Source organism: Nitrosomonas communis (assembly GCF_900114745.1).
Lineage (GTDB): Bacteria > Pseudomonadota > Gammaproteobacteria > Burkholderiales > Nitrosomonadaceae > Nitrosomonas > Nitrosomonas communis_A.
This window is the reverse complement of record NZ_FOUB01000001.1, coordinates 221,931-227,930: the sequence shown is the minus strand read 5'-3', so window position 1 is coordinate 227,930 and position 6,000 is coordinate 221,931. Positions and strand designations below refer to the sequence as shown.

The 6,000-nt window shown below is 43.0% G+C and carries 4 protein-coding genes; all 4 read right to left on the bottom strand.

Translation table 11 applies throughout. The features are described from left to right. The coding region (locus tag BM122_RS00975; RefSeq protein WP_218151948.1) for an IS630 transposase-related protein at positions 1-2,243 on the bottom strand (2,243 nt) is incomplete at its 3' end. 12 nt (positions 2,244-2,255) lie between these two features. Next, a complete protein-coding gene (locus BM122_RS00970; protein WP_074902813.1) occupies positions 2,256-2,603 on the bottom strand; it encodes a hypothetical protein in 348 nt (115 codons plus the stop codon). A 1,137-nt stretch (positions 2,604-3,740) separates the two neighbouring features. Next, positions 3,741-4,940 (bottom strand): di-heme oxidoredictase family protein, encoded by a 1,200-nt coding sequence (locus BM122_RS00965; RefSeq protein WP_143083262.1) that lies wholly within the window; start codon positions 4,938-4,940, stop codon positions 3,741-3,743. Positions 4,941-5,314: 374 nt separating this feature from the next. Further along, positions 5,315-5,524, bottom strand: a complete 210-nt coding sequence (locus BM122_RS00960; RefSeq protein ID WP_074902809.1) for a hypothetical protein — start codon at positions 5,522-5,524, stop codon at positions 5,315-5,317. Between the last annotated feature and the right edge of the window lie 476 nt (positions 5,525-6,000).

Genomic DNA, 6,000 nt, shown 5'->3' with positions numbered 1-6,000 from the left:
AGATCAATCTTGCGTTGGCGAAACCCTTGAGGTTTACGATGGATGTTCTTAACCCAACGCGTCACGCTCGCCACGCCAACATCAAACCGGGCCGCCACCTCGGCTATCGTAAGTCCTTTTTTCTCTCTAACAGACAGGACTTTACGGCGGAAATCCAGTGAATAGGCCATCTTTAAATTATAATCAAAATTATCTGGTTGTGCTATAGTGGAAGTTTCAGCCCAGGCAATTAACAAGTCATCCAGTAGTGCTTTCTGGTCAGCATAGCTAGTCTGGCTGACGTAATTTTTGACTAAACTGGTTAAATCCGGAGACAAGCTAGCTGCTTCTCGCAAATCACGCACCAAACCAGATCCTTTCGCATTTGGCAGACTGAATGCTTCTTCTGTAAGTGAAATGCTATTAACAAACTCACGGTAAAATGGATTATTGGCAAGGTCCAGGTTACCTGTCTGCCCCTCACCATCCACAGTCAAATGTGCTGCTGAGGCCGTTTGCACATTGCCGTTGCCAAGATTGACATTTTTGCTGGTGGCTTTTAAATCAATACTAACCACACCCAGTTGTGATAATAAAAACAACTCATCGACTGTGGAAATACCATTCTGGTTCAGGTCTCGCCAAACGCGCACCTGCGCGAATTGCGCATCATCCTGGTTAATTAATTCATCTGCATTGGAATCCAGATCCGATAATGCATCAAAACCATCGATAGCCAGTTTTCCGTCAGATTTTACGGTATCGACTCCAAACAGTTCTGCCCCTGTATCAATGGTTCCATTGTCATTACGATCCAGTACCAGAAAACCATCATCTCTGCCCACCCACCCTGTACCGGTTTTAATACCATCACCATCGTGATCAAAGACAATCGAGCCATTTATACCGATGGTTTCGATACCATCATTGTCCAGATCAAGCACCAACGGGTCTGTCCGAGGCGGCACCCAGTTTTTGAATTGGAGGAAGAAATTATTAACGGTGTTTAATATACCCGCAAGATCACCTAGATCTTGCATGATAAATGTACTGAGCCGATTGATTGCCCACGAAAAATCTTCTGCAAGATTCTGAAAAAAGAGCGCCATATCGATACTTGTAATATCTCTATACAAATCTTCGAAAAGCTTCTCCCCAGCCAGCCCACCAAAGTATCCGCCAGCCAATCCAGCTACTCCCGTGATCACCATGCCGGCTCCGACACCAACATTGATACCAGGTGCTAGCAGAAGACCAGCTACAAGCGCAGCAGAGGACGTTCCAGCAGCGATCCCCCCCACTAAACTACCGGCATGCGCTGCTAAAATAGCGCCCGCCTCGTTATGATTTCCACTATTATAGGCATGCTGCGCCTGTGAGATAGCCAAAGCTGTGCCTAGAACATCTCCAACCAAACCTGCCTTGTTGAGTAAATCACCATATTTGACATACCGAGCCATATCGGTATTTGTCAAATGCATATCCTCTAATAATGCCAAACGGGTAACATCAATACCTGCAGGAATTTCCTTGGCTGGCAAGCCAAGCACTCTTCCCAAATAAGTATTCGTATCAACATATAGCTTACCTGAACTATCACGCCCCACATTCATATCCGCAAAATCTACATTGGATGTAGCGCGAATCAGATCAACTAGCTCTGTCTTTGCAGCATTCTCACCATTTAATAACTTCTCCACCTGATACCGGTCTTGCCAATCCTGGAGATCAATACCATTAACTTTCTGCCCGGGCTGGATAGTTTTGCTCAACAGGGCCGGAATTTCCGTTGCCACAGCAACACTGCCGTCGGGTGCATGTGGCATAATCAGACGAAAATCACCTGTATGGCTGTTCACAAGCCGTGCTGAGGCCTCATCCCAAAAACTGGTATTGTTGATGCGAACACCACTCTCATTGAGCCCCAGATATAAAGCATTAAAACTTACTCCTTCGCGAACAGCAGCTTTTCCTAGTGCTGCTATAAACTCATCATTTTTTAAAAATTCACCCAACTGTGTATCCACGATTGTCTTCACAGTGGAGCCATTTGATAGAGATTCTGCAAAGTCTAAAGCTTTAAATTCTCTATAACCAGTAACTGGATCTGTAATTTCTCCTACACCCCCGCTATATAGCAATATTGTTGAATCTCCTGCACTGACATCTACGGTATTTGCCAGCGCTTGGAGTTCGTTAACTGACATTGGATTATTAGCAGCATTTCGGGAAATAATTTCATTAATTGCAGATTGCGCATCCATCTTCCGAAGCTCCTATAAATTAGCGGCAAAAGTAACTGTCAAGCTTTCGACATATTCGCGAGAAGACGCAAAACCATAAGTATCCAAAGCTTCTTCAATCAGCGCATGCAATCGAGATTTGTCTTGTTTTAGATGAAGTGGGGCAATAATTCGTACAACACGCCACTCTATTTGATAGGCATGTTGTAGCTGCTTTATTCTTTGAAAAGCATCAAAATTGACATTCTCTCCGTCAATATTAAGATTAAATTCTATCGGCTCTTGTGGTCTTCCACCCCCAACTTTTTTCAGAACAAGATTCCTTTCCCGATCTATGGTCTGCCATGTACCATCTTCTCTTCTTTCATTCACAAATGCCATTTCACGATCTCCACTGCTATAAACCATCATCACAAATGAGTATTAGGACTAGGAACAAAGCTGCATATCCTTTGCGTTAACAATTTTTCTTGCTTCACTTTTAATTGGCCCTTCTATTGCTGGGCACTAAATAATTTCTACAGATGCGCTTGTATCACAGTCATTTTATTCATGAAAAAATCGGATTACAGCGTATAAAAGCTAAGAAACCAATTCAAATCGACAAACTCACCAGCAGCAAAAAACGCAATGTAATCTTTCTTTATTTCAATTTATCGAAATTATTAACGCCATAAACAATATTTACTTTAGATAATATTTATGACAATGTACTATTTAATTCAATTCAATAAAAATTAAGTTAAACAACAAAAATCTTAAAACGACTATCCTGCGGCAAACCGCAAGGTATCGCGCGTCCTTTCTTTCAGGACGATCGTTTTTATATTGATTTTTAATGCTCCACGAGGCGTGGAATTGAGTCCCAAGAATTAAAATAAAATAGAAGTAGCGCTGGTTATTTAGCCAAACTCACTATTTTGAATGACCAAAGAACCGCCTTTTTTGCTTAAAATAGCAATAAGAATCCGCAGACTAGAGGCAATTCTATTTTTTCGAGTGAAGATTGACCAGGTGAAAAAATTTGGTAGTATCCAGCCGGAAACTGTACAAAAATGTTAAAGTTAGCTTAGCTACTAACTGAAGAATTTGAGAATAAGCGGTCTGGCCGCAGTGGTGGTTCTGCCGAAAATTTTGATTAGCCACATAATCAATCTAATCTAACGGTCATTGTCAGTTTGCTACCACCCCACATAATGCAACATATTTAGTAATGCTTGCTCGCTATCTAATATTAGAGGTGCCAGAGGTGGCGCTTGGCAGAGAGAACTAAATATGGGCATTCAATTAACCAATATTCCGCATCGCAGCATTCGACCACGAGGTTTTTCTGCGGCCAAATTTCATGTTGTTTCACACTAACTTTTAACTTCACCCTGACTTCAATTTTCCAATATCAATTTCCACCGACGCTAGGAGGGCTAGTAAAAACTGTAATTCCTAGCCCTCCCAATGATGACGATAACTTATAGTAAACCGATCAGCATTCGAGAATCACTACTTTAACCTGATGCACTATCAGATCGACTTAAGATATTCAACCAAATCTGCCTTCTCTTCCTCCGTCAAACTCAGCCCAAAGTGCTTGTCATAATGATTGACCACAGCAAGCAGGTCTGCTGCACTCCCATCATGAAAATAAGGCGGATGCTTTTGCAGCCCTCGCAATGGCGTGGTTCGGTATTTCTTCGTGGTTGATTTATTAGCGTAGGTCGGGTCTGCACCCACTTCGGCCGGGTCATGCAGGAATGGTTCTTGCTGATTTGGACTACGTACCACGTCAGTAAAGTGCGGTGGCTGATGACAGGTATCGCAGCTGGCTTTGTTGCGGAACAAATGCTTGCCTCGCTGAGCGGCAGCTCGGTCAAAGCTCCCTTCTTCAGCCTTTGGCGTCTTCAGGCTCAATTGATACTCGTACAGGGCAGGCAGTTTTGGTGTAACCAGATCCGGGGTCTGCTCAATCGTGAGGCCAGTGCGTGGATCGGTGAAGGTTCCTTTACCCCCCATCTGCCCTATACCTACATAGCTGTTCCAATAGGAAATAGGCCCATCCGCGGTGTACGTCTCAAAGCCAACGCCCTTCAATCCGTAAATCGAGGGAATGACGACCGGCTTCGATGGGCTATTGAGCGGAATGATGTTGGCACCATCAAAATAATGGCGGACCGGATCGTATTTACCTGGCCCCCACGCCATGAACTCTGCTTTAGTCGCATCGTCCAGTACCGGCGACAATGCCACGATCGCACCGACATTCAAGTCGATGTTGGCCCACCCATCGAGCCGCTTGCCAATGCCCGGTGCGAGCGAATTGTCGACGGACGAATGGCACAGTGCACAGGTCACACCAATGGTAGCGAGACGACCCAGTTCATCGACGCTGCCTTTTACCCCGACGACTGCATTCAAACGTAACAGCTCAACCGTCACCTCTGGCTTTTTGAGATCAACTTGACCAGCCTGAAGCGCAGCGACAAGCTCTTTCGGTAAGGCATCGACATCAACCTTGAGACCGACCGCTAACGCAGTAGCAGGATCGACTGTCGCAATGGCCTCGTGCATCCGTAACACGTCCGTCCATAATTGCTCATTGCCAAAGGTATCAAAACGAAAAATCGCTTGCCCTTCACGCTGCCTTTGTTCTGCACTGTCAGAGTCGCTCATTTTTTCTCTATCCGCCCAACTAGCCGGAGAAAACCCAAAAATAACGCAGGTCATGAATAAGATAAAAGTAGTTGAAACTGGAGTGATTTTCATTATTTTTTTTCCTCTTCTGCAAGTTAATCAATAATCCTATCTATGCCATGGATGAAGTTCCTCTTTCTCGAGCTTTGTAATGCGCCGAAACAGCGAGACAGAAAAAAACGGTCTATTTTTATGTACACGAGTTACGGTGAAAATAGACTCATTTTTTATCAGAGTAGAATTCATAACGAATAGGCATACTGTCACTTCAGCAATAAACCATCCAAAGGTTGTTTTTGGCTAAAGTCTAGGGAACCATTTCTCGCTCTGCTCGTTTTGCCAGGACGGATCCAGAATTCAAGCAGATGATTGCTGTAGCAAATACGGCTTAAGCTGATTAATGCTCATTAATTTTCTTCTTCTACCGCATACCAATCATTTAATTTATGTTTTGGTTGCAATCCCCTCACTTGTGCTTTGTGATAAGCCGAACCAGCAGAACGGGAAAAAGAATCTTCGTCCCTATATTTGGTTCTAGCGCTACCGTTTCTAGCGCTACTGCCTATCACTGCTTTATTTTTCCTGACATCCTGGTTAAATGGTTTAGCTGGTCTCATGCTGTCTCCTCCGTTTAAGCAAAAATAATTCCAAATAATTAACAAGATGACCGTAGTGATTTATCACTACACTAGGAGTGATATTTGATAGAAAAATAGAAGAGAATTAAATACGTGCAAACACGTAAGGGATAACCCTTATATTCCACGTTATAAAGGCTATATGGGAAAATAAACTTTAAATAAATCAGTAAGTTTCAACAAAAAACCTATGATCAACCCAATCTATTTAAAGTTATTCGAGATGTGCCGAAATATTCTTTTTTTTCATTTCCGCAAATTAAAACGAGAGAAATTGCATTAAAAAGTTACTAAGTGATTGGCTCCATCGTTGTTTGTTTTCTTTCTTTGCTGAAATGAAAACATCTGAGTTCTTATTCCATTTCTAAATCAAAACTGCTTTGTCGGCTTCACCTTGCCGTATGATTGATACTGTCTACGGCTCGCCTTTGCGTCATGTTTGATTTGGAAATGGA